Source organism: Micromonospora sp. M71_S20, assembly GCF_003664255.1.
Taxonomy (GTDB): Bacteria; Actinomycetota; Actinomycetes; order Mycobacteriales; family Micromonosporaceae; genus Micromonospora.
In genome coordinates this window covers 225,368-248,453 of the sequence record NZ_RCCV01000002.1, presented here as the reverse complement: position 1 = coordinate 248,453, position 23,086 = coordinate 225,368, and the positions used below count along the sequence as shown (strand labels likewise).

The following is a 23,086-nucleotide window of genomic DNA, read 5'->3' as shown; positions in this document are numbered from 1 at the left end:
CGGCGATCATGCCGGACGCGAGGTACCGTCGATCCGCCCACTCACCACGTGGGCGTCGATCCGCAACGAATCGGCTGCATGCGCCCGTCTCCTGATCGTGGGCGTGACGAACGGAGATGATCGTGGGTAAGGCCGACAAGGGCGGCGGCAAGCCGTCCAGGTGGTCGGGGGTGCCGCGCTGGGCCCGGGTCTGCACCGTGTTCGGTGCCGTCCTGATGCTGCTCAGCGGGGCCGTGCTGGTCGGCGCCGAGGCGCTGATGGCCCGTTACGAGGGGGCCGTCGGCAAGGCCGACCTCTTCGGCGACCAGGCCGCCGGGGCGAAGGAGCGCAAGAGCGACATCAAGGGCCCGCTCAACATCCTGCTGGTGGGCATCGACCCGCGCAACCCGGAGATGCCGCCGCTGGCCGACTCGGTGATGGTGCTGCACGTGCCGGCGGAGATGGACCGGGCCTACCTCTTCTCGATGCCGCGTGACCTCATCGTGGAGATCCCCGAGTTCAGCCGGGCGGAGTTCAAGGGCGGCACCGACCGGCTCAACGCGGCGATGTCGTACGGCAGCCGGGTGCCCGGCGGCAACCCGGACGCGGCCCGCGGCTTCGAGCTGCTGGCGACGACGGTGCAGAACGTCACCGGCATCACGCGCTTCGACGCCGGCGCGATCATCAACTTCAACGGCTTCAAGAAGATCGTCGACGCTATGGGCGGCGTCGACATGTACATCGAGCGCGAGGTGCGCTCCGAGCACCGCGAGCCGGACGGCAAGCACCGCAAGGGCAACCCGAACGGCGAGGGCTACGTCGGCCCGCAGGCGGTCTACAAGAAGGGCAACCAGCACCTCAGCGGGTGGCAGGCGCTCGACTACGTCCGCCAGCGCTACCCGAAGAACGGCGTCCCCGACGGCGACTACGGGCGGCAGCGGCACCAGCAGCAGTTCGTCAAGGCCATGGCCGGCCAGGCGTTCAGCGCCGACGTGGTGACCAACCCGGTCAAGCTGGACCGGGTGCTGCGGGCGGCCGGGCAGTCGCTCATCTTCAGCGGCCGGGGCAACAGCGTGGTCGACTTCGGCCTGGCCCTCAAGAACATCCGTCCGGAGACGATTCAGATGATCAAGCTGCCGGGCGGCTCGGTCACCGAGAACGGGGCCTACCGGGGCGAGAAGTTCCAGCCCGCCGTGGACGACTTCTTCGCCGCCCTGCAGAAGGGGCAGCTCGACGCGTTCCTGCTGGAGCACCCCGACTTCCAGAACAAGGCGAAGTAGCCGTGGCGCAGGTCTCGCCACCCGCGTTGGGGACGGGTCGGCGGCACGACTAGACTTTCGACAATCCGCCGCCGCAGCAAGGAGACAGCGTGGCAAAGCAGCTTCACGTCGAGCTCGTAGCCGTCGAGGAGAAGGTCTGGTCCGGCGAGGCCGAGATGGTCGTCGCCCGCACGACCGAGGGCGAGCTGGGTGTGCTGGCGGGGCACGCGCCCCTGCTCGGCCAGCTTGCCGAGCCCGGCCAGGTGCGCATCAAGCTTCCCGGCGGCGAGCAGGTCTCCTACGAGGTGGCAGGTGGCTTCCTGTCGGTGACCGGCGAGGGCGTCACCGTCCTGGCCGAGAGCGCCACCCCGGTCTCCGCCGCGCAGAGCCGCTGAGCCGAAACGCCGATGGAGATCGTCGAAGGGATCGGAATCGGCGTCGCCGTCATCCTCGGCGCACTCCTGATCCTCTTCGCCCGGCGGGCCGTCGTCACCCGTAGCGGTGGCATCATCCGGCTCGGCGTCCGGACCTCCACGATGCTCGACGGCCGAGGCTGGTCTCCCGGCTTCGGCCGCTTCGTCGGCGACGAACTCCGCTGGTACCGGCTGTTCAGCTTCGCCATCCGACCCACCCGGGTGCTCTCCCGCAAGGAGCTGGCCGTCGAGCGGCGGCGGCTGCCCGAGGGGCAGGAGCGCCTCTCGATGCCCGCCGACTGGGTCATCCTCCGCTGTACGAGTGACCACGCCCCGGTGGAGATCGCCATGGCCCGGTCCACCGTCACCGGATTCCTCTCCTGGCTCGAGGCCGCCCCTCCGGGGGCGGTCTCGCCGCGTCTGGCCTCCCAGGACTGGCCCGCCGCCTGACTCGCGCCTCGCGGCGGGTGTTTCCAGGGAACCCTCTCGGTCCTCCGCGGCCACGAGTTCGACCTCGTGACGCCGGCTGTCCGGCGGTCAGCCCCAGCCGCGTGTAGCGGCGCTCAGATCGGGCACCCAGACCTCGACGTGGTGCGGCGTGCCCACCGGGGTCGCCGGTGGGCACGCGGGCCGCGTGGTCAGCGGTTACCGCCCGGCACCCATAGCACATCTCCGTCCGGATTTGCCGTTCTTGACAGGATAAAGAGCAGATCGGAAAGCCGGTTGAGATACTTTGCCGGGAGCGAGCTGGTCCGCTCGGGGTCGTGCGCGACCAGGACCCACGCCGCCCGCTCGGCGCGTCGGGCGACCGTCCGCGCCACGTGCAGCAGCGCCGCACCCGCGGTGCCGCCGGGGAGGATGAAGGAGTCGAGCTTGCTCAGGCGTGCGTTGTACTCGTCGCACCAGCCCTCCAGACGCTCGACGTACGCCTCGGTGACCCGCAGCGGCGGGTACTTCGGATCGGGTTCGACCGGGGTGGCCAGGTCGGCGCCCACGTCGAACATGTCGTTCTGGACCGACGCCAGGACGGCCCGCAGCTCGTCGTCGAGCTGCCCCAGGGCGAGCGCCACGCCGATCGCGGCGTTGCACTCGTCGACGTCCGCGTACGCGGAGATGCGCGGATCGGTCTTCGGCACCTGCTCGTTGTTGCTCAGCCTGGTCATGCCGGCATCGCCGGCCTTGGTGTAGATGCGCGTGAGGTGGACGGCCATGACGCACAGCCTACGGATACCGGACCTGACGATCCCGGAGCGTCCGGGCGGCACCGCCGTCCGGACGGCGGGGGTGGGGCCCGGCGACGCCGGTGACCCGGCGGTCCATGACCTCGACGTCATCCGGGTGCGCGGCGACGCGCGCCTGGCCGGCTCGGTGCACGTCGTGGGCGCCAAGAACTCGGCGCTGAAGTTGATGGCCGCCGCGCTGCTCGCGCCGGGCCGCAGCGTCATCACCAACGTGCCCCGGATCACCGACATCGCGATCATGGGCGAGGTGCTCCGCCGGCTCGGCTGCGGCGTCCGGTTCGACGTCGACGATCCGGTCGACCCGATGGTCGCGTACGGCGGGGTGGCCCGGTCCCGGTCGGTCGTCATCGACGTGCCCGAGCAGCCCGGCGCCGAGGCGGACTACGACCTCGTACGCCGGCTGCGCGCCTCGATCTGCGTGCTGGGCCCGCTGCTGGCCCGCCGGGGGCACGTGCGGGTGGCCCACCCGGGCGGCGACGCCATCGGCTCGCGGGGCCTGGACATGCACGTCTCCGGGTTGACCCGGATGGGCGCCGAGATCTCCGGGGAGCACGGCTTCGTGATCGCGTCGGCGCCGCACGGGCTGCACGGCGCGGAGATCGTGCTCGACTTCCCCAGCGTCGGGGCGACCGAGAACCTGGTCATGGCGGCGGTGCTGGCCCGGGGGCCGAGCGTCATCGACAACGCCGCCCGGGAGCCGGAGATCGTCGACATCTGCACGCTGCTCAACCAGATGGGTGCGCGGATCTCCGGCGCCGGCACCTCCACCCTGCACATCGAGGGGGTGCCGGGGCTGCGGCCGGTGCGGCACGCCACGGTGGGGGACCGGATCGTCGCCGGCACCTGGGCGTTCGGCGCGGCGATGACCCGGGGGGACGTCACCGTGACCGGGGTCGAGCCGGCGTTCCTGGAGGTCGCGCTCGACAAGCTGGTCTCCGCCGGGGGCCTGGTCGAGACCCGGGGCGACGCGTTCCGGATCCGGATGGACGACCGGCCGAAGGCCGTGGACGTCGTCACGCTGCCGTACCCGGGCTTCGCCACCGACCTGCTGCCGATGGCGATCGGGCTGGCCGCGGTCAGCGACGGGGCCTCCCTGATCACCGAGAACATCTTCGACGGCCGGTTCATGTTCGCCAACGAGATGATGCGGCTGGGCGCGGACATCAAGACCGACGGCCACCACGCGGTGGTCCGGGGCCGGGACCGGCTCTCCGGCGCACCCGTCCGCGCCACCGACATCCGGGCCGGAGCCGGGCTGATCATCGCCGGGCTCTGCGCCGAGGGGGTCACCGAGGTCTCCCACGTGCACCACGTGGACCGGGGCTACCCGGATTTCGCGGCCGACCTGCGCGCGCTCGGGGTCGAGGTGGAGCGGGGCACCGCACCGGAGGAGCCGGACCTCACCATCTGAGCGCGCCGCGCCCGACCGACACCTCGTCTCCCGAGGACGCAGGACCCCGCCCGGGCCGTCACCTTCGGCCACACGCCTTAGCATCCGTTCAGGCTCGCCGACTAGGGTGCTGGCAGACACTCAATCAGGCGAGGGAGAAGCAGATGGCGGGTCGACTCGCGGTCGTCGGGGCCGGGCTGATGGGCTCGGGCATCGCCCAGGTGGCGGCGCAGGCGGGCTGGCAGGTGACGCTGCGGGACCTGGACGACGCGGCCACCGGGCGGGGCATGGACGGCATCCGGAAGTCGCTGACCAAGTTCGCCGAGAAGGGCAGGATCGAGGCGTCCGAGGTCGAGGCGGCGCTGGGTCGGATCACCCCGACCACCGACCTGGAGGCGGCGGCCGACGCGGACATCGTGGTCGAGGCGGTCTTCGAGCGGCTGGAGATCAAGCACGAGGTGTTCCGCGCGCTGGACAAGATCTGCAAGGCCGACGCGGTGCTCGCGACCAACACCTCGGCCATCCCGGTGACGCAGATCGCCGCGGTGACCGAGCGCCCGGAGGCGGTCGTCGGCACCCACTTCTTCTCGCCGGTGCCGATGATGAAGCTCTGTGAGCTGGTGCGCGGCTACAAGACCAGCGACGAGACCCTGGCCACGGCGAAGTCGTTCGCCGAGGAGATCGGCAAGACCGTCGTGGTGGTCAACCGGGACATCGCGGGCTTCGTCACCACCCGGCTGATCGCGGCCCTGGTCGTCGAGGCGGTCAAGCTCGTCGAGTCGGGCGTGGTGTCGGCCGAGGACCTGGACACCGCCTGCCGGCTCGGCTTCGGCCACGCCATGGGCCCGCTGGCCACCACGGACCTGACCGGTGTGGACGTGCTGCTGCACGCCTCGAAGAACATCTACACCGACACGGCGGACGAGAAGTTCTTCCCGCCGGAGCTGCTCCAGCGCATGGTCACCGCGGGCGACCTCGGCCGCAAGAGCGGCAAGGGCTTCTACACGTACTGACGGGCAGCCGGGGGCGCGACGTCCCCCGGCCGCTCAGCGGACCGCCTCCACCGGCGCGGGGGCGGTCCGCCGCAGCCCGCCGCTGAGCACCTCGCAGCTCGGGGTGGTGACCGGGCTGTCCCTCGGCACGGTGGGCGGCCACCTGCGGGTGCTGCTGGACGCGGGCGCCGTCGGCAAGCGGCGGTCCGGGCGCGAGGTGCTCTACTGGCGTACGCCGCTCGGCGACGCGCTCACCGCCGGCGGGTGAGCGGGGTCGCCCGGCCGCCGGCGGTGCGGGCCGCCCGTCCGGGTCAGCCGTCGCGCTTGGTCGTCCAGCGGAACGTGGTCAGGCAGAGCACCAGGCCGATCACGCACCACGCGACGAGGACCAGGGCGACCCGGTCCAGCTCGAACGAGCCGCCGGGCTCGCGGGCGCCGAAGGCCTCCGGCAGGAAGACCGAGCGCAGGCCCTGGCACATCCACTTCAGCGGGAAGAGCGCCGCCACCTGCTGCATCCAGGCCGGCAGCTCGGTGAAGACGAAGAACACGCCGGAGATGAACTGGAGCACCAGCGCGACCGGGGTGACCACCGCCGAGCCGCTGCGGGCGGTGCGGGCCAGCGACGAGATGGCGATGCCGCAGAGCGTGCAGGCGGTGACGCCGAGCACCGACACCCAGCCGAAGGTCAGCCACTTCGCGGCGGTGCCGGGCAGCTTCAGGTCGAACAGCGCCACCGAGACCGCGAGCAGCAGCACCGTCTCGGCGATGCCGATCGCCACCACCATGATCACCTTGCCGGCGAACCAGACCCACTTCGGCATCGGCGTGCCCCGGTAGCGCTTGAGCACCCCCCGGTCCCGCTCGATCGGGATCCAGATGCCCAGGTTCTGGAAGCTCACCGTCATCAGGCCCGTGGCGATCATGCCGGTGATGAAGTACTGGGTGTAGCTGACCCCGGGGGCGATCTCGTCGTCGAAGATCGCCGCGAAGATCAGGATCATGATGACCGGGAAGCCCATCGTGAAGACGACGGACTCCCGGCTGCGCAGGAACTGGGTGATCTCCAGCCGGCTCTGCCGCAGGCTGAGGGCGACCGGACCGGGCCGCCGGGCCGGTGCCGTGGTGGCCGGCGCGGCCGGCTTCGTCGTGGTGGTCATCGGTGTCCGATCATCCGCAGGTAGATGTCCTCCAGGGTCGGCCGGGTCACCGTCAGGCCCGGGACCTCGCCGCCGAAGCGCGCGGCCAGCTCCGCCACCAGCGCCGTCGGCGTCGCGCTCTCCGCCGTCTCCCGCGCCCCCTCCGGCGTACGCCAGGAGACCGTCGCCAGCGCCTCCCGCCGGTTGCCCAGCTGGTCGGGGGTGGCCACCTCGACCACCCGGCCGCCCGCGATCACGCCGACCCGGTCGGCGAGGGCCTCGGCCTCGTCGAGGTAGTGGGTGGTGAGCACGATGGTGGTGCCGGCGGCGGCCAGGTCACGGATCAGGTCCCAGAACTCCCGGCGCGCCTCCGGGTCGAAACCGGTGGTCGGCTCGTCGAGGAAGAGCAGCTCGGGGCGGCCGACGATGCCGAGCGCCACGTCGAGCCGGCGCTTCTGCCCGCCGGAGAGGGTGTGCGTACGCGCCTTCGCCTTGCCGGCCAGCCCCACCCGCTCGACGACCTTGTCAGGGTCGTCGGCGTCGGCGTAGAAGCCGGCGAAGTGGCGCACCACCTCGGCGACCGTCAGCTCGTCGAACTCGCCGGTGCCCTGGAGCACGATGCCCACCCGCGACCGCCAGTCCGGGGCCGGACGCGCCGGGTCGCTGCCGAGGACGTCGACATCGCCGGCGTCGCGCCGCCGGTAGCCCTCCAGGATCTCCACGGTGGTCGTCTTGCCGGCGCCGTTGGGGCCGAGGAGGGCGAAGACCTCGCCGCGGTGGACGTCGAGATCCACGCCCGCCACGGCGACGTTGTCCCCGTACGCCTTGCGCAGCCCCCGCACGGAGATCGCCAGCTCGTCATGCATGTGTCAAGTGTGCGACCTGGCCACCGCGGCGGGCCGGCCGGGGTGTGGTGGTCGCGCCCATGTCGGGCGCTTCGCACCCGGGTTTCCGCTCCATGGAGCTGTGTGGTTTTCCACAGCTCTGGTGACTGAACGGTAACTTAGACTCCCGCCATGGACGAGAAGGCTCTCCCCGGCCGGCTGCCCGAGCGCGACCGCCCCTGGGTGATGCGCACCTACGCCGGGCACAGCTCGGCCGCGGCGACCAACGCGCTCTTCCGCCGCAACCTGGCGAAGGGGCAGACCGGGCTGTCGGTCGCCTTCGACCTGCCGACGCAGACCGGCTACGACCCCGACCACGAACTCGCCGCCGGCGAGGTGGGCCGGGTGGGCGTACCGGTGGCGCACCTCGGCGACATGCGGGCCCTCTTCGACGGCATCCCGCTGGCCGACATGAACACGTCCATGACCATCAACGCGCCGGCGATGTGGCTGCTCGCCCTCTACGGCACCGTCGGCGAGGAGCAGGGCGCGGAGCTGTCCCGCTGCGCCGGCACCACGCAGAACGACATCATCAAGGAGTACCTCTCCCGGGGCACCCACATCTTCCCGCCGGCGGCGTCGCTGCGGCTGACCGCCGACGTCGTCGCGTACGCGCTGCGCGAGATGCCGCGCTGGAACCCGGTGAACATCTGCTCGTACCACCTCCAGGAGGCCGGCGCGACGCCGGTGCAGGAGGTCGGCTTCGCGCTCTCCACCGCCGTCGCGGTGCTCGACGCGGTCCGCGACTCGGGGCAGGTGCCCGCCGAGCGGATGGGCGACGTCGTGCAGCGGATCTCCTTCTTCGTCAACGCCGGGGTGCGCTTCGTCGAGGAGATCGCCAAGATGCGCGCCTTCGGGGCGCTCTGGGACGAGATCACCCGCGAGCGCTACGGGGTGCAGAACCCGAAGCAGCGGCGGTTCCGCTACGGCGTGCAGGTCAACTCGCTGGGCCTGACCGAGGCGCAGCCGGAGAACAACATCCAGCGCATCGTGCTGGAGATGCTCGGCGTGACCCTCTCCCGGGACGCCCGGGCCCGCGCCGTCCAACTGCCCGCCTGGAACGAGGCGCTCGGGCTGCCCCGGCCGTGGGACCAGCAGTGGTCGCTGCGGATGCAGCAGGTGCTCGCGTACGAGTCGGACCTGCTGGAGTACCCGGACCTCTTCGCCGGCTCGCACGTGATGACCGCGCTGGTCGAGGAGATCGTCACCGGGGCCCGGGTCGAGCTGGAGAAGGTGCTGGAGATGGGCGGCGTCGTCGCGGCCGTCGAGACCGGCTACCTCAAGAGCGCGCTGGTCGCCTCGCTGGCCGAGCGCCGCCGCCGGATGGAGTCCGGCGCCGACGTGGTGGTCGGCGTCAACCGGTTCACCGAGACCGAGCCGTCGCCGCTGACCGCCGCCGGCGCCGAGTCGGTCGAGCAGGTCGACCCGGCCGTCGAGGCGGCGGCCACGGCCTCCGTACGCCGGTGGCGGGCCGGTCGGGACGACGCGGCGGTGGACGCGGCGCTGGCCCGGCTGCGCGCGGACGCCGCGACCACGACGAACCTGATGCCGGCGACGCTGGAGTGCGTGCGGGCCGGGGTGACCACCGGTGAGTGGGCCGGCGCGCTGCGCCGGGTCTTCGGCGAGTACCGGGCGCCCACCGGCCTGACCGGCGCCGCCGGGGCCGGCGGCGACGCCACCCTGGCCGCCGTCCGGGTGCGCGTCGCCGCCACGGCCCGCGAGCTGGGCAGCGGCCGGCTGCGGCTGCTCGTCGGCAAGCCCGGCCTCGACGGGCACTCCAACGGCGCGGAGCAGATCGCGGTACGCGCCCGCGACGCCGGCTTCGAGGTGGTCTACCAGGGCATCCGGCTGACCGCCGGGCAGATCGTCGCCGCCGCCGTGGAGGAGGACGTGGACCTGGTCGGCCTCTCGGTGCTCTCCGGCTCGCACCTGGCGGCGGTGCCGGCGGTGCTGGACGGTCTGCGCGCCGCCGGCCGGCCGGACCTGCCGGTGGTGGTCGGCGGGATCATCCCCGCCGGCGACGCGGAGCAGCTCCGCGCCGCCGGGGTGGCCCGGGTCTTCACGCCGAAGGACTTCGCCCTGACCGGGATCATCGACGAACTGGTCACCGTGGTGCGGGAGGCCAACGGCCTGCGCTGAAGGAAGGCCCCCGGCGAGGACGTGCGTCGCCAGGGGCCCTGTCCGTCGAGCGGTGCGGCCTCGCCCGGGGTACGCGCGCCCCGGGCGCGGTCAGCGGCTGACGTAGGTCATGCAGTCGGCCATGTCGTTGTCGGGGCCGACCCTGATCGACGGCGCGTGGCACTCCAACTGCTCGTTGTGCTGGCAGTCCGCGCGCTGACAGGCACCGACCTGCGCGGTCATGCCGCCGTCCACCCCGCCACGGACCGCCGGCATCTCCACGAAGGTGTGGCAGTGCGCGTGGTCGGGGCTGCCGATGGTGATGGCGAAGGCGTGGCAGTCGTTGGTGTGGTTGTACGAGCACGCCGCCACGACACATTCCTGGACGCGGGGCATCTCCACTGCTGCGGTCATGGTGACCTCCTATAGAGTCGTGCCCCGATTTTAGGCTTTTGCGGGTTTTGCCGAGCCTGGTTCAGTCCACTCCGAGAACCTCCGAGAGCGGGGCCGGCTCAAGACCGCGCTCCGCCAGCCCGGCCAGGATGTGCGGCAGAGCCTCGTCCGTCATCGGCGCGTTCGCCTCCGTCACGTGCAGGACGATCACCGAGCCGGGACGCACCCCGTCCAGCGAGGCGCGCACCACCGGCCGCCAGGACTTCGCGAACGGGTCGCCGCTGACCACGTCGCCGTCCACCACGGTCACCCCCAGCGGGGCCAGCGCGGCCAGCGCTTTACGGTCGTGGCACAGCCCGGGGAAGCGGAAGTACCGGGTCTGCCGCCCCCCGTACGCGGCCACCACGTCGAACGTCCGGGCGACGTCGGCGGTCATCTCCCGCTCCGCGATGCGGGGCAGGCCGTAGCAGTCCGGGGTGAAGGCCAGGTGCCCGTACGTGTGGTTGGCCAGCTCGAAGCGCGGGTTCGCGGCGAGCCGGCGGGTCACGTCCGGGTACTGCTCGACCCACTTGCCGGTGAGGAAGAAGGTGGCCGGCACCCGCTCCCGTTCCAGCAGGTCGATGATCTTCAGGTTCGCGTACGACCGCACCGCGCCGCTGCGCAGTTGGTACCGCATCGCGTCCGTCATGTCGGCGTCGAAGGTGAGCGCCACCTTGTTCCCCGTACGCGGCCCGTGGTCGACGACGGGCGGCCTGATCCCGACCGGGGTCGCGCCGGGGACCGTCGCCGCGGGCGTGGTGGGGTCCGTGGTCGTCGGCTGCGGGGCGGTGGGGTCCGTAGCCGTTGGCTGCGGGGCGGGCGAGGTCTGCGGGGCTCGGCCCCCTGCCGCGATGCGGACGATGCCGGCGCTGGCCGGCCTGCGCACCGGCGCCGGGGCGGCGAGGAGGGCCGCGGCGGCGACCACGGCGGCGAGGGTCGCGACGAGCGGAACGCGGGGGATCTTCACGTGCACGGGGAGATGATGTCAGCGCCCGGGGGTTCCTGTGTGCCCGCCGTGGGGTGGGTGCGGTGCGTCGTGGTGGGGGTGTGGGTGGCCGTGGGGTGGGGTGTGGCGCCGCCGTGGGGCGGGTGCGGTGCGTCGTGGTGGGGGTATGGCCCGCCGTGCCCGGCTCCGGGCGGTCAGGCTTGATCCCTGCGCCGGGCACGGCGGGCCACACCCCGTCGGTGCCCACTCTCGTGCCCGCCCGCTGCGGGACCTGCGGCGCGGCTTGACGAGCGTGGCTCGACGTGCCCGCCGTCGCCGGGTCGATCATGGAGTTGTGGTGGGCGTCGTGCCCTGGATTGCGCCTTATGTGGGGCGCCACAACTGCATGATCGACGCCCGCCCGGGTGCTCGGGGTGCTCGGGGTGCTCGGGAGATCTTGGTAGGTAGGGGCCCTTTGAGGGGCCGTTTCCTACCAAGATCTCGGATGGGCGGGCGGTCCCGGCGCTGATTGTCCCGTTTCGGGGTTGTTGTTCGGTGGGGTGTCGGTGGTTGATCGCCTTGGGCGCGTGTAATGAGGCGCGTGTCCGGTTTCGGGGGGTGATCGGGGGCATCGTGGGGGCGGAATCGTGGCGGGGGTGGGGTCGTTACACCCTGCGTACGACCGAGCAAGGCAAGGCCGCGCCGCCCGATGGGATGGTGTGGTGGGGCCCGGAATGATGGCGGGCCGGCGGTCGTTACACATGGTCCGGCCGACGTGAGGGCAACCCCCGCCCCCGCGAGACAGCCCCGGTGCCGGCCTCTACGGCTCGGACAGCCGGCCGGGATCTGATCTTTCCTTCGCCTGATTCGCCGGAGATCCCCTCCAGTCCTGCTGGAGATTCCCTTTGAGTTCATGGGCGCCGGACGGTGCTTGCATCCGCGTAGCCGATCCCCCTCGGTGTGGGTGCCAACCCCCGAATGGAGCATCTTCGATGAACACGATTCTGCGTAAGAGCGTTCTTGGTGTTGCGGGTCTGGCGTTTGCCGGTGGCGTGTTCGCCGGTCCCGCGACTGCCCAGGCGGCAACGTCGGTGCAGTCGGCGGCTCCGATCACCGCCGTGGCGGTGGCGGCGGACAAGCCGGACATGGGCACGCTGGTGCCGCATGGTGTGCAGGGTGCGCAGTCGCGTATCGACCTGTCCGACGAGCAGGTCGCCAACGTCAAGGCCATCATCGCCGCGACGAAGAAGGCCGGCATGAACGAGCGCGCCGCCGTGGTCTCGATCGCGACCGCGCTGCAGGAGTCGAAGCTGGAGAACCTGGGACACCTGGGTGACCGCAACGACCACGACTCGCAGGGCCTGTTCCAGCAGCGCCCCTCCAGCGGGTGGGGCACGGTCGAGCAGATCACCGACCCCGAGTACTCGACCACGGCGTTCCTCAAGGGCCTCAAGCAGGTCGACGGGTGGCAGGACATGCCCCTGACCAAGGCGGCGCAGACGGTGCAGGTGTCGGCGTACCCCGACCACTACGCCCAGTGGGAGCAGCAGGCCGCCGACCTCGTCGCCGAGCACTGGAACAGCTGACAACAGTGAACGAAACGCCGCTGGCCGGCACCCCACCCCGGGGTGCCGGCCAGCCGCATGTCCGGAGTCGTCAGACGCGGAAGCCGGCGGCCCGCGCCGCCTGGCGCTCCCGGCGGCGGTCGGAGCGGCGTCGGATGAACCAGAAGACGAAGACGACAAACCCGAGCAGGAACGCCAGCACCAGCACCGGCAGGATGATCGCCACCACCGACATGGCCACGCTGGTGGCGTCCTCGGCGGTGCTGGCCACGGGTGCGCCGACGCCGGCCGTGGTCGCGTTGATGACCGGTCGGGCGGCGGACTTCAGCAGATGCACGCCGAGGGCGATCACCACCCCGGTCACCACGGGGACCCACTGGTTGGACGAGAAGAAGCTGCCCGGGTCGCTCACCGTCACCGTCTCCGACGACGATCCCGCGCCGAACGCCAGGCCGCCGGCGGTCGGCCGGACCACGGTCTGCACGACGTCGTTGACGTGGTCGACCACCGGGACCTTGTCGGCGACGACCTCGACGACCAGCAGCACCGCCAGGATCGCGATCACCCAGCCGTTGCCCAGCCACTGCCACCCGCCGGGCAGGTCGATCAGGCTGGTGTAGCGGGCCAGCAGGCCCATGGTGAGCAGGGGGACGTACGCGTTCAGCCCCGCCGAGGCGGCGAGACCGGTACCGGTGAGAACTTCGAGCACCGTCTCAGCATCGCACCGGCGCGCCAGTGCCGCTCGGTGGCGCGGGCCGGGGTCTCGGCTACCCTCGTCGGGTGCGGTTGGTCATTGCGAAGTGCTCTGTGGACTACGTCGGACGGCTCTCGGCCCACCTGCCGCCGGCCACCCGGTTGCTCATGGTGAAGGCGGACGGGTCGGTGTCGATCCACGCCGACGACCGTGCGTACAAGCCGTTGAACTGGATGAGCCCGCCCTGCCGGTTGGAGGAGGCCCCCGGCGTCTGGCGGGTCGTCAACAAGGCGGGCGAGGAACTGCGGATCACCCTGGAGGAGATCTTCCAGGACACCTCGTACGAGCTGGGCGTCGATCCGGGCCTGCGCAAGGACGGTGTGGAGGCGCACCTCCAGGAGTTGCTGGCGGCCAACCCCGAGACCCTCGGTGAGGGGTTCACACTGATCCGCCGGGAGTACATGACGGCGATCGGTCCGGTCGACCTGCTCTGCCGGGACGCCGCGTCCGGCACCGTCGCCGTCGAGGTGAAGCGGCGGGGCGAGATCGACGGCGTGGAGCAGCTGACCCGGTACCTCGAACTGCTCAACCGCGACCCGCTGCTCGCCCCGGTCGCCGGGGTCTTCGCCGCGCAGGAGATCAAGCCGCAGGCCCGGGTGCTCGCCACGGACCGGGGCATCCGCTGCGTGGTCGTGAACTACGACAAGCTGCGCGGCATCGAGCGCGACGAGCTCACCCTCTTCTGACGGGCCGCCGGCCCGGCGCTCCGGCGCCCGCCTGGCGACCGGCTCCCGCCCAGCGTTGACGGGCCGGTCGGTCGGCGCTCCGGCACCGTGGGATGCTGCGGCCGTTGCCGGGCGCGCGGGCCCGAGTGCCTGCCGCCCGGCCGCCCGCCGCCGGAAGCAAGGCCCGTCGCCGGCGGCCGGGGCCGCCGCAGGTCAGCGGGGCGGCTAAGGCTGGCCGTCCGCGCGGACGGCGATCAGCGACTTGGGCAGGCCGGCCACCCGCTCGACGAGGATCCGCGAGTCGGGGAAGTAGTGCCGCATCTGCGAGCGGTCCAGCAGTTCCGTCCAGAGCACCTGGTGCAGGGCGGCCTCGTGGCTGCGGGTCGGCTTGTGCCCGAGCGGCCAGCGGCGGGCGAACGCGGTCCGCAGCCGCACGGGAAGGAACTGCATCCCCGGCGCGATCCAGTGCGGCTCGATGGGGAAGTAGCGGTAGGGCGTCTGCACCCAGTGCCGGTCGCCGAGACTGCGCACGGCGTCGGCGAAGCGCAGCCGCCGCTCGTGCCCGCCCACGTGCTCCAGCACGGAGTTGGAGAAGACCAGGTCGTAGCGGCGCCCGGTGATCCGGGCCGGCAGGTCGCAGGCGTCGGCCCGGTCGACCTCCGCCCACTCCGGCACGTCCGTGGGCGGTCGCTCCAGGTTGACCACGTGTACGCGTGCCGGCCGCACGTCGGCCCGGGTCCAGGTGCCGAGCCGGCCACCCAGGTCGATGATGTGCATCTTCTCCAGGTCGGGGAAGGTCCGGGCCAGCCAGTCGGCGCGGCGACGGCGCTGCCGGGCACTCCAGGACCGGTCACTGTCGACGAGGTGGAAGCGCAATCGATGGGGGCGCATTTAACGCAATGTACCGCTCCCACCACGTTGGACACACGCGAGGGCGTTCATGATCGGTTATCCGACAGTCACCTGCCGTACATGACCTTGATGGCCTTCACGAGCCGGGCGACGTCGGCCGGCGTCCGCTCGAAGGTCGTCGAGGGCAGCAGCGACCGGGCCCGCCGCCGGGTGATGGCCTTGGCGCGGCTGAACTCGCGCAGCCCGTCCTCGCCGTGGATGCGCCCGAAGCCGGAGTCGCCGACGCCGCCGAACGGCAGGGTGGACATCCCGGCGAAGGTCAGCGCCGAGTTCACCGACGCCATGCCCGAGCGCAGCCGCCGGGCGATCGCCACCGCGCGCCGCCGGCCGAAGACCGAGCCCCCCAGGCCGTACGACAGGGCGTTGGCCCGGGCGACGGCCTCGTCGGCGTCGCGGACCCGGTTGATGGTCAGGGTCGGCCCGAACGTCTCCTCGCGTACGGCGGCGGAGTCCTCCGGGACGTCCACCAGCACGGTCGGCCGTACGTACGGCGGCTGCACCGCGTCGGCCCCGCCGAGCACCGCCCGGCCGCCCCGGGCCAGCGCGTCGTCGATGTGCCGGCGGATCACGTCGACCTGGCTCGGCATGGTGATCGGCCCGATGTCCGCGTCGTCCGGGCCGACGGTCAACCGGCCGGCACGCTCGACGACCTTGCCGACGAAGGCGTCGAAGACCGGCTCGACCGCGTAGACCCGTTCGATGCCGATGCAGGTCTGGCCGGCGTTGGTCAGCGCGCCCCAGACGCACGCCTCGGCGGCGGCGTCCAGGTCGGCGTCGGCGTCGACGATCATCGCGTCCTTGCCGCCCGCCTCCAGCAGCACCGGCGTCAGCGACTCGGCGCAGGCCGCCATCACCTTCCGCGCGGTGGCGGACGAGCCGGTGAAGGCCACCTTGTCCACTCCGGAGCGGCAGAGCGCCGCCCCGACGTCGCCGAGCCCGTGCACCGCGGTGAACACCGGCTGCTCCGGCACCACCTCGGCGAACGTGTCGACCAGCCACTGCCCGACCACGGGGGTGTACTCGCTGGGCTTCAGCACCACCGCGTTCCCCGCCGCCAGCGCGTACGCGGCGGAGCCGATCGGGGTGAAGACGGGGTAGTTCCACGGGCCGATCACGCCGACGACGCCGTACGGCTGGTATTCGAGGTGGGCGGAGAACTCGGCCAGGACGAGCCGCGAGCGGACCCGGCGGGGGCCCAGCACCCGGCCGGCGTTGCGGGCCGCCCAGTCGACGTGCTCGACGGCGGTGACGAGTTCGACGACGGCGTCGGCGACCGGCTTGCCGCCCTCGACGTGCACCAGCTCGGCGATCTCCTCGATCCGTCGGGCGAGGAGGCTGCGCCAGCGCAGCAGCCGCTCTCTGCGCCCGCCGAAGCCGAGCCCGGCCCACCACTGTCCGGCCGCTCGGGCCCGGTCGACGGCCCGCCCCACGTCCTCCGCGGTGGCGACCGGCAGGCGTCCGGCCTCCGCGCCGGTCGCCGGGCTCGTCGACACCAGCCGACCGTCCTCGATGACCGGGGTACCCGGGACACGCACAGCCGTCATGGCGGAAGTCTAGACCCGAGAATTACTCGCCGGTAGGGCCGCGATGGCCCGGTCCCGCCCGCCGGACCGCCCGGGTGACGGTGGGACGGGGTGGACGAGGGTCGGCCGGACTTGTGATGATTCTTCCGCCGGAGCGCGCCGAACCGCCGAACGCGAAGTGTCCGGCCGGGGGCGCGCAGGTGACCACGCGGCGGTGGAGGGCGACTACCGTGTGATGGCAGGCTGACGCGTGGGGTGACCGCGCGGGGTGGAGGCTGACTTTCCATGGAGGAACATCCGGAACTGAGACCGTTGTTGACGGTGGCCGGTGGGGCGATGCGGGGGCTGAGTGTCCGGGTGGGCCCTGGGCGGCAGGTCATCGGCCGGGCGCCGACCGCCGACATCGTGGTGCACGACGCCCACCTGAGCCGTCGGCACGCCGAGGTCTGGCTGACGGGCGAGGGCGCTGCCCTGGCGGATCTGGGTTCCACCAACGGCACCTGGCTGAACGACCGGCGGATCACCGGCGTGGAGCGGCTGGCCGACGGCGACGTGATCCGGCTCGGTCGCACCGAGCTGCGCGTCTACGACCCGGGCGTGGCCCGTACCGACCCGGTGGGCTTCAGCTTCAACGGGCCGCGCCGGGACCGCCGCCCGACCCTGCCGTTGCCGATCGCGGCCCCGGCCGCACCGGGCGTCGGCGCGGTGCCGGTACCGGCGGTGTTGTCCGCGCCGGGCGTCGACGCGGTGCCTCCGGTGGCGGTTCCGGCGGTGTTGTCCGCGCCGTCCTGACCGGGGCCGACGGCGGATGCCGGCGCACACCTCCCGGTGGTGGAAGGTGGCGGGCCGGCCCATGGACGCGTCCGGCGCCCCGTGGCAGCATCCGGCGGATGGAGACCGGACAGCGGCAGGTGTCGGCGAACGGGATCACCCAGGCGGTACGGGTGGCCGGGCCGCCGGACGGCGTTCCCGTACTGCTGATCCACGGCAACTGCTCGTCGGCGGCCTTCTGGGAGCCGCTGCTGCGACGACTGCCGGCCACCCTCCGGGTGGTCGCGCCCGACCTGCGCGGCTACGGGCTGACCGACACCGTCGGAGTGGACGCGACCCGGGGGCTGCGCGACTTCGCCGACGACGTCGCCGCGCTGCTCGACGAGCCGTCCCTCTTCGCCCCCGGCGCGCGGCCGGTGGTGGTCGGCCACTCGCTCGGCGGCGGGGTGGCCATGCGACTGCTCGTCGACCACCCCGACCGGGTGGGTGCGCTGCTGCTCGCCGCGCCGGTCTCGCCGTACGGCTACGGCGGCACCCGGGACCTGACGGGGACGCCGACCACCCCCGACTTCGCCGGTACCGGCGGCGGCACCGCCAACAGGGACTTCGTCGAGCGGCTGGCCGCCGGCGACCGGGGCGCGGACAGCCCGACCAGCCCGCGCGCCGTGCTGCGGGCCACCTACGTGGCGGACCCGGCCTCGCTCGGCGACGACGAGGAGCTGCTGCTGGACAGCCTCCTCTCCACCGCGATCGGTGACGACAACTACCCCGGTACGGCGGTGGCCTCGGCGAACTGGCCCGGCACCGCCCCGGGGCGGCGCGGCGTGCTCAACGCCCTCTCCCCGGCGCACTTCCGGGTCGCCGACGAACTGGTCGCCGTGGCCGGGAAGCCGCCGGTCACCTGGGTCCACGGGGACGCCGACGTGATCGTCTCGGACACCGCGATGATGGACCTGGCCCACCTGGGCTCGCTGGGCGTGGTGCCCGGCTGGCCGGGGGAGGCGGCCTGCCCCGCGCAGCCGATGGTGGCGCAGACCCGGGCGGTGCTGGAGCGTTACGCGGCGGCCGGCGGGGCGTACCGCGAGGTGCTGCTGCCCGGCTGCGGGCACAGCCCGCACCTGGAGCGGCCGGCCGAGTTCGTCGCCGAACTGCTGAGGCTGACCGACGCGGCGAACTGCTGAGCCCGACCGACGCGGCGGGGCTGCTGAGGCCGACCGACGCGGCGGGCTGATCGGCGGGCGAGCCCGACCGGTGCGGCGAGCCGACCGAGGGTGAGCCGACCGGCCCGCCGGACGGCGCGCGCAGCCCCGCTGGGCTCGTGAAATTTCCCACGGCGCCTCGACAACTCAGCGTCACGTGGCAGACTCGCGCGCATAACCTTAATGGTCGTTAACGCGGCCGTGCGGAGCATTGAGGAGGCTGGTCGTGGCGCGTGATTTCACCAGCGTGGGCGTTGTGGGTCTGGGCACCATGGGTGCCGGCATCGTCGAGGTATTCGCGCGCAACGGGGTCGACGTCGTCGCGGTGGAAATCTCCGAGGACGCGCTGGAACGCGGCCGGGCCATCCTCACCGGGTCGACGGACCGGGCCGTGGCCAAGGGCAAGCTCGCCGAGGCCGACCGGGACGCGCTGCTGAGCCGCGTACGGTTCGCCGTCGGGCTGGACGCGCTGCACTCGGTGGACCTGGTCATCGAGGCGGTGCCCGAGCACCTGGACCTCAAGCAGCGGATCTTCGCCGAGCTGGACCGGGTCTGCAAGCCCGAGGCGATCCTGGCCACCAACACCTCGTCGCTCAGCGTCACCGAAATCTCCGTCGCCACCAGCCGGCCCAACCAGGTGATCGGCATCCACTTCTTCAACCCGGCCCCGGTGATGAGGCTGGTCGAGGTGGTCCGGACGGTGGTCACCTCCGCCGACGTGGTCGCCGACGTGGAGGCGCTCTGCAAGCGGCTGGGCAAGGTCGACGTCACCATCAGCGACCGGGCCGGCTTCATCGCCAACGCGCTGCTCTTCGGCTACCTCAACCACGCCGTCGGCATGTTCGAGTCGCACTACGCCACCCGCGAGGACATCGACGCGGCCATGAAGCTCGGCTGCGGCCTGCCGATGGGCCCGCTGGCGCTGATGGACCTGATCGGCCTGGACACCGCGTACGAGATCCTGGACACCATGTACCGGCGGGGCGGGCGCGACCGCCGGCACGCCCCGGTGCCGCTGATCAAGCAGATGGTCACCGCCGGGCTCCTCGGCCGCAAGTCCGGCCGGGGCTTCTACACCTACGAGCGGCCGGGCTCCCCGGTCGTCGTACCCGACGAGCAGACGCCGGTGGCGTCGGAGGCCGCGCTCGGCGGGGCCGCCGCGATCGCGAAGGTCGGCGTCGTCGGGTCCGGGACGATGGCCACCGGCATCATCGAGGTCTTCGCGAAGGCCGGCTACGAGGTCGTCTCGGTGACCCGGGGCGCGGAGAAGTCCGCCAAGGTCTTCGAGGCGGTCAAGACCTCGCTCAACAAGGGCGTGGTGCGCGGCAAGCTCGGCGAGGCCGACCGGGACGCCGCGCTCGGCCGGATCAACTGGTCGGCCACCCTGGACCACCTCGCCGACGTCGACCTCGTCGTCGAGGCCGTGGTCGAGGAACTGAGCGTCAAGAAGGCCCTCTTCGCCAGCCTCGACGAGATCTGCAAGCCGGGCGTCGTGCTCGCCACCACCACCTCCTCGCTGCCGGTGATCGACGTCGCGATGGCCACCCAGCGGCCCGCCGACGTGGTCGGGCTGCACTTCTTCAACCCGGCGCCGGTCATGCCGCTGGTCGAGGTCGTGGAGACCATCCGCACCTCGGCGGAGACCACCGCCACCGCCCGCGCGGTCTGTGCCGCGCTGGGCAAGACGGGCGTGGTCTGCGGCGACCGGTCCGGCTTCATCGTCAACGCGCTGCTCTTCCCGTACCTCAACGACGCGGTGAAGATGCTGGAGGCGAGCTACTCCACCGCCGACGACATCGACCACGCGATGAAGCTGGGCTGCGGCTACCCGATGGGCCCGTTCGAGCTGCTCGACGTGGTCGGCCTGGACGTCGCGCTGGCCATCCAGCGCGAGCTCTACCTGGAGCTGCGCGAGCCGGGCTTCGCGCCCGCGCCGCTGCTGGAGCACCTCGTCACGGCCGGCTACCTGGGCCGCAAGAGCGGCCGCGGCTTCCGCGACCACACCCGCCGCTGACGGGGGTCAACGCCGCGGGCCGGTGACGGCGTCTGCAGGGTGTGACCTTCGAGGAGTACGTCAGCAGCCGAGGCCCCGCCCTGATGCGGCTGGCCCGGCTGCTGACGGGGGACGAGCACCGGGCCGAGGACCTCACCCAGGACGTCCTGGCCCGCGCCTACGTGCACTGGCGGAGGATCGCCCGGGCGGACCGGCCGGACGTGTACGTGCGCCGCATGCTGGTCAACGCCAACAACTCCTGGTGGCGCCGGCGTACGAACCGCGAACTGGCCACCGCCGACTTCGCGGAACGGCCGCAGCACGGCGACCTCGGCGGCGAGACGGCCGACCGGGACGCCATGTGGCGGCTCATCCTCGGGCTGCCGGAGCGCCAGCGGGCGGTGCTCGTGCTGCGCTACTACGAGGACCTCGACGACGCGACCATCGCCCAGATCCTCGGCTGCTCGCCGGTCACCGTCCGCACCCACGCCATGCGGGCGCTCAACCACCTCCGGGAGCGCCACGGCCTCCCGGCGACGAACGGGAGCCGACCGTGACCGACCTCGACGAACGGATCGTACGGACGCTGCGGGAACGTGCCGAGGGAACGGTCGACACCGACCGGCTCGCCGCCCGTGCCGTCGCCGGGGGACGGGCCCGCCGCCGTCGCCGTCGGGCCGGCGCAGGTGCCGCGCTGGGACTGGCGACGGTGCTCGGCCTCGGCGTCGCCACCGGCCTGCCGGAGCGGGTACGCCCACCGGACCCCGCCGCGCCGGTCGCCGCCACCGTGTCGCCGCCGCCCGCCGACGGCGTCCCCGGGGCCGCGGCCCAGCCGGACCTGGTCGGCACGGACCCCTGGGTGCTGCACTTCGGGGTCGATCCGGCGCGGGTCCGCCACCTGCGTTGGGGGGTCGGATCGGGGGTCGAGAGCGTCCAGGTCGACGTCGGCACGGGCCCGCCGGTGGCCGTCCAGCTGTCGGCCTCTGCCGCCGGGCTGCGGCGTGGAGTCGACGGACCGAGTGGCCCGGCCGACGGACTGACCGTCGAGGAGGCCTTCGACGGCACGGACCGACCGCACCGGGAGGCGGGACGGACGACGACGACCTGGATCCGGCTCTGGCAGCCCGTCCCCGGCCTGTACGCCCGGGCCGCCGTGACCGCCACGACCGCCCGGGGGATCGACGACGCCGTCGAGGCCCTCCGCCTGCGTGAGGCGCGCCGCTGCGCCACGCCGGTGCGGCTGACCACCCTGCCCGCCGGGGCGCGGGTGAGCGGCTGCAGCGTCGAGGTCGCCGCACTTCCCGAGGCGGTGACCGCGTCGATCGAGGTGGCGGGGGCAGACGGGCAGCGGATGGCGGTCTCGTTCCAGTACGCGCGCTCCATCGAGGCGGACCGCAGCACCGGGAACCGGACGATCGGCGACCGGGCGGCCTACCTCTACCCGAAGGGGGACGAGCTGGAGCTGCTCGGCTTCCCGAAGGCGCACCTGACGGCCCGCTTCGGCTGGCCGAGCCAGGGCTTCACCGAGGCGGACGCCGCCGTCGTGCTGGGCGGGGCGCAGGTCGCCCCGGACCTCACCGACCCGCGAACCTGGTCTTGACCGGAGCCGGGGACTGGCCCGCCCGCCCCGGGCCGGCCCCGCCGCCGGCACGTACGCTTGGCAAGCGTGAGCCCCCGTCGCAACCGACCCCGCCGCGATGACGCCGCGCACCTCGACTCCGACCGGGTCCGCCAGGGCGTCGCCTCGGTGCAGCAGTGGCGCGACGGCGACTGGCAGGTACGCGGGATCGGTGGCGGCGCCTCCACCAAGACGTACCGCTGCCCGGGCTGTGACCAGGAGATCCGGCCCGGGGTGGCGCACCTGGTGGCGTGGCCGGCGGACGGGCGGGGCGACCTGACCGACCGGCGGCACTGGCACAGCGGGTGCTGGCGGGCCCGGGACCGGCGCGGTCCCGCCGTCCAGCGCGGTCGCGGCGCTCCCCGCTACGGCTGAGCGATCTGGATCACGCTGTTTCCGCCCCGCCCGGCGGTTCCCGGCCGCACCGGCGAGACTGGTGGGGTGAGCACACCGATCCGCGCGTCCTCCATCCTGCCCGGGCACCGCGAGGACATCGAGCTGCACACCGCGGACGGTCTGCGGCTCGTCGGCGAGCTGGCCCGGCCGCTGGATCGTGCGCCGGTGGGCACCCTCGTCTGCCTGCACCCGCTGCCGACGCACGGCGGGATGATGGACAGCCACGTGTTCCGCAAGGCGGCGTGGCGGCTGCCGGCCCTGGCCGACCTGGCGGTGCTCCGCTTCAACACCCGGGGGACCAGCAGCCTGCGCGGCACCAGCGAGGGGGCCTTCGACAACGCGGTCGGCGAGCGCTTCGACGTCGCCGCCGCCATCGAGTACGCCGAGTTCCACGAGCTGCCGAACGTCTGGCTGCTCGGCTGGTCGTTCGGCACCGACCTGACCCTCAAGTACGGCTGCGACCCGGCCGTCGTCGGGGCGATCCTGCTCTCCCCGCCGCTGCGCTTCTCCGCCCCGGCGGACCTGGAGCACTGGGCGGAGTCCGGCAAGCCGCTGACCGCGCTGGTGCCCGAGTTCGACGACTACCTGCGCCCCGACGAGGCCCGGGAGCGCTTCGCGGCGGTGCCGCAGGCCGAGGTGGTCGGGGTGCCCGGGGCGAAGCACCTCTGGGTCGGCGACGCCGAGACCGTGCTGGACGAGGTGGTCCGTCGGGTCAACCCGGCCGCCGCCGTGCCGCTGCCGACCACCTGGGACGGCCCGATGGAGACCGGCGACGTCAGCGCGTACGCCGACCGCACGGTGGCCTCCTTCGCGGACCGCCCGGTGCCCGGCCCGCCCGCCGGCCAGGCTGGCTGACCCAGCCTCCGCCGCGCTCCCGTCGCGGAGCCGGCCGACCGGCCGACCGGTCGACCGTGGCCGCCC

The 23,086-nt window shown here is 72.9% G+C and carries 24 protein-coding genes; 16 read left to right on the top strand and 8 right to left on the bottom strand.

Translation table 11 applies throughout. The annotated features are described in order from the left end of the window. The first annotated feature begins 116 nt into the window (after window positions 1-116). From DER29_RS22015 to DER29_RS22005, 3 genes are all read left to right on the top strand, one after another. Window positions 117-1,259: an LCP family protein gene (locus DER29_RS22015; RefSeq protein WP_121399588.1), complete on the top strand. Its 1,143-nt coding sequence runs from the start codon at window positions 117-119 to the stop codon at window positions 1,257-1,259. 89 nt (window positions 1,260-1,348) lie between these two features. Then, a complete protein-coding gene (locus DER29_RS22010) occupies window positions 1,349-1,633 on the top strand; it encodes a F0F1 ATP synthase subunit epsilon (protein WP_121399587.1) in 285 nt (94 codons plus the stop codon). Window positions 1,634-1,645: 12 nt separating this feature from the next. Beyond that, window positions 1,646-2,101: a DUF2550 domain-containing protein gene (locus DER29_RS22005; protein ID WP_121399586.1), complete on the top strand. Its 456-nt coding sequence runs from the start codon at window positions 1,646-1,648 to the stop codon at window positions 2,099-2,101. A 188-nt stretch (window positions 2,102-2,289) separates the two neighbouring features. Here DER29_RS22005 and DER29_RS22000 read toward each other — a convergent pair whose 3' ends face one another. Further along, window positions 2,290-2,862 carry a cob(I)yrinic acid a,c-diamide adenosyltransferase gene (locus DER29_RS22000; protein WP_121399585.1) on the bottom strand — a complete coding sequence of 191 codons (573 nt, stop codon included), beginning with the start codon at window positions 2,860-2,862 and terminating at the stop codon, window positions 2,290-2,292. Here DER29_RS22000 and murA point away from each other — a divergent pair. From murA to DER29_RS21985, 3 genes are all read left to right on the top strand, one after another. Further along, window positions 2,861-4,303 (top strand): UDP-N-acetylglucosamine 1-carboxyvinyltransferase, encoded by a 1,443-nt coding sequence (murA, locus tag DER29_RS21995; RefSeq protein ID WP_121399584.1) that lies wholly within the window; start codon window positions 2,861-2,863, stop codon window positions 4,301-4,303. The genes DER29_RS22000 and murA overlap by 2 nt on opposite strands. Before the next feature lie 143 nt (window positions 4,304-4,446). Further along, window positions 4,447-5,295 (top strand): 3-hydroxyacyl-CoA dehydrogenase family protein, encoded by an 849-nt coding sequence (locus DER29_RS21990; protein WP_121399583.1) that lies wholly within the window; start codon window positions 4,447-4,449, stop codon window positions 5,293-5,295. A 106-nt stretch (window positions 5,296-5,401) separates the two neighbouring features. After that, the gene (locus DER29_RS21985) at window positions 5,402-5,542 is read left to right on the top strand and encodes a hypothetical protein (RefSeq protein ID WP_199729499.1); all 141 of its coding nucleotides are present in this window, start codon (window positions 5,402-5,404) and stop codon (window positions 5,540-5,542) included. Between the two features lie 43 nt (window positions 5,543-5,585). Here DER29_RS21985 and DER29_RS21980 read toward each other — a convergent pair whose 3' ends face one another. Continuing rightward, the gene (locus tag DER29_RS21980; RefSeq protein ID WP_121399582.1) at window positions 5,586-6,431 is read right to left on the bottom strand and encodes an ABC transporter permease; all 846 of its coding nucleotides are present in this window, start codon (window positions 6,429-6,431) and stop codon (window positions 5,586-5,588) included. Next, on the bottom strand, window positions 6,428-7,276 hold the full coding sequence (locus tag DER29_RS21975) for an ABC transporter ATP-binding protein (protein WP_121399581.1): 849 nt from the start codon (window positions 7,274-7,276) through the stop codon (window positions 6,428-6,430). The genes DER29_RS21980 and DER29_RS21975 overlap by 4 nt, the downstream gene beginning before the upstream one ends. 150 nt (window positions 7,277-7,426) lie before the next feature. On the opposite strand from DER29_RS21975, the gene DER29_RS21970 reads away from it, so the two are divergent. Then, on the top strand, window positions 7,427-9,433 hold the full coding sequence (locus tag DER29_RS21970) for a protein meaA (RefSeq protein WP_121399580.1): 2,007 nt from the start codon (window positions 7,427-7,429) through the stop codon (window positions 9,431-9,433). Window positions 9,434-9,523: 90 nt separating this feature from the next. Here DER29_RS21970 and DER29_RS21965 read toward each other — a convergent pair whose 3' ends face one another. Both DER29_RS21965 and DER29_RS21960 read right to left on the bottom strand, forming a co-directional pair. Beyond that, the gene (locus DER29_RS21965) at window positions 9,524-9,826 is read right to left on the bottom strand and encodes a DUF1540 domain-containing protein (RefSeq protein ID WP_121399579.1); all 303 of its coding nucleotides are present in this window, start codon (window positions 9,824-9,826) and stop codon (window positions 9,524-9,526) included. A 61-nt stretch (window positions 9,827-9,887) separates the two neighbouring features. Continuing rightward, entirely contained in the window at window positions 9,888-10,817 is a 930-nt protein-coding gene (locus DER29_RS21960; RefSeq protein WP_233600101.1) for a polysaccharide deacetylase family protein, read from the bottom strand. 944 nt (window positions 10,818-11,761) lie between these two features. Here DER29_RS21960 and DER29_RS21950 point away from each other — a divergent pair. Then, on the top strand, window positions 11,762-12,355 hold the full coding sequence (locus tag DER29_RS21950) for a hypothetical protein (protein ID WP_121399577.1): 594 nt from the start codon (window positions 11,762-11,764) through the stop codon (window positions 12,353-12,355). Window positions 12,356-12,425: 70 nt separating this feature from the next. Here DER29_RS21950 and DER29_RS21945 read toward each other — a convergent pair whose 3' ends face one another. Beyond that, a complete protein-coding gene (locus tag DER29_RS21945) occupies window positions 12,426-13,043 on the bottom strand; it encodes a DUF4126 domain-containing protein (protein WP_121399576.1) in 618 nt (205 codons plus the stop codon). A gap of 71 nt (window positions 13,044-13,114) precedes the next feature. Between DER29_RS21945 and nucS the strand changes: the two genes are divergently transcribed. After that, window positions 13,115-13,774: an endonuclease NucS gene (gene nucS / locus DER29_RS21940; RefSeq protein ID WP_121399575.1), complete on the top strand. Its 660-nt coding sequence runs from the start codon at window positions 13,115-13,117 to the stop codon at window positions 13,772-13,774. Window positions 13,775-13,978: 204 nt separating this feature from the next. On the opposite strand, the gene DER29_RS21935 is transcribed toward nucS, so the two are convergent. Then, the gene (locus DER29_RS21935) at window positions 13,979-14,644 is read right to left on the bottom strand and encodes a methyltransferase domain-containing protein (RefSeq protein WP_121399574.1); all 666 of its coding nucleotides are present in this window, start codon (window positions 14,642-14,644) and stop codon (window positions 13,979-13,981) included. Between the two features lie 68 nt (window positions 14,645-14,712). Further along, on the bottom strand, window positions 14,713-16,209 hold the full coding sequence (locus DER29_RS21930; protein WP_121399573.1) for an aldehyde dehydrogenase family protein: 1,497 nt from the start codon (window positions 16,207-16,209) through the stop codon (window positions 14,713-14,715). A gap of 315 nt (window positions 16,210-16,524) precedes the next feature. Here DER29_RS21930 and DER29_RS21925 point away from each other — a divergent pair, with 315 nt between their 5' ends. From DER29_RS21925 to DER29_RS21895, 7 genes are all read left to right on the top strand, one after another. After that, window positions 16,525-16,980 carry an FHA domain-containing protein gene (locus DER29_RS21925; RefSeq protein ID WP_233600100.1) on the top strand — a complete coding sequence of 152 codons (456 nt, stop codon included), beginning with the start codon at window positions 16,525-16,527 and terminating at the stop codon, window positions 16,978-16,980. A 98-nt stretch (window positions 16,981-17,078) separates the two neighbouring features. After that, window positions 17,079-18,140, top strand: coding sequence for an alpha/beta fold hydrolase (locus DER29_RS21920; RefSeq protein WP_121399571.1), 1,062 nt, complete (start codon window positions 17,079-17,081; stop codon window positions 18,138-18,140). Window positions 18,141-18,384: 244 nt separating this feature from the next. Continuing rightward, a complete protein-coding gene (locus DER29_RS21915) occupies window positions 18,385-20,172 on the top strand; it encodes a 3-hydroxyacyl-CoA dehydrogenase family protein (protein WP_121399570.1) in 1,788 nt (595 codons plus the stop codon). Between the two features lie 41 nt (window positions 20,173-20,213). Beyond that, the gene (locus tag DER29_RS21910; protein ID WP_121399569.1) at window positions 20,214-20,708 is read left to right on the top strand and encodes a SigE family RNA polymerase sigma factor; all 495 of its coding nucleotides are present in this window, start codon (window positions 20,214-20,216) and stop codon (window positions 20,706-20,708) included. After that, window positions 20,705-21,751, top strand: a complete 1,047-nt coding sequence (locus DER29_RS21905) for a hypothetical protein (protein ID WP_121399568.1) — start codon at window positions 20,705-20,707, stop codon at window positions 21,749-21,751. Before DER29_RS21910 ends, DER29_RS21905 begins: the two co-directional genes overlap by 4 nt. Window positions 21,752-21,817: 66 nt before the next feature. Beyond that, entirely contained in the window at window positions 21,818-22,144 is a 327-nt protein-coding gene (locus tag DER29_RS21900; RefSeq protein ID WP_199729498.1) for a hypothetical protein, read from the top strand. 66 nt (window positions 22,145-22,210) lie between these two features. Then, window positions 22,211-23,020 (top strand): alpha/beta hydrolase, encoded by an 810-nt coding sequence (locus tag DER29_RS21895; protein ID WP_121399566.1) that lies wholly within the window; start codon window positions 22,211-22,213, stop codon window positions 23,018-23,020. The last annotated feature ends 66 nt before the right edge of the window (window positions 23,021-23,086 follow it).